The following is a 615-nucleotide window of genomic DNA, read 5'->3' as shown; positions in this document are numbered from 1 at the left end:
GCAGGAGGGCTACCACGAAGCCGCCTGCCAGATCATCCTCATGGCATTCCTGCACCGCCTGGTCAACGGCGGAGGCCAGCTCGACCGCGAATACGCCGCCGGCACCAAACGCCTGGACGTACTGGTCCGCTGGCCCTATACCGGCCCGGACGGCGAACGGCTGGTGCAGCGGGAGGCGATGGAGCTGAAGGTCTGGCGGGCCGGGAAGGACGATCCGCTGCCTGACGGTCTCGTCCAGCTCGACGGGTATCTGGACCGGCTCACCCTCGACACCGGCGTGCTGGTGATCTTCGACCGGCGCCCTGAGGCCCCGTCCTGGAAGGAACGAGGCGCGTTCGAACAGGCGACCACCCCCTCCGGCCGCCAGGTCACCGTTCTGCGCGGGTGACCCTTCGCCGATGCCATCCGCCATGCCCTGCCGAGCACCCAGATGGTCCAGGTGTTCAGGGGTCCGTCAGAACGCTCCGTGCCGGCCCGCGCCCGCGGCGAACCTGGCCGCGCCGCCGGCCGCGTCCGGCAGCGAGACGAGGCCGTGACGCAGCTCGTTCCTGATCGCCTCGGCCTCGTCGAGGCCGTCCTGCTCCAGGGCGGACAGCCGGTCGCCGCGCAGGCACG

The 615-nt window shown here is 71.2% G+C and carries 1 protein-coding gene; it reads left to right on the top strand.

The genetic code is table 11. The annotated features are described in order from the left end of the window. On the top strand, window positions 1-388 hold a 388-nt coding region (locus tag AC5L3X_RS39180; protein WP_494863857.1), incomplete at its 5' end, for a hypothetical protein. Window positions 389-615 lie beyond the last annotated feature (227 nt).

The organism is Nonomuraea sp. CX421 (assembly GCF_059358955.1).
This window is presented reverse-complemented; position numbering and strand designations above follow the sequence as displayed.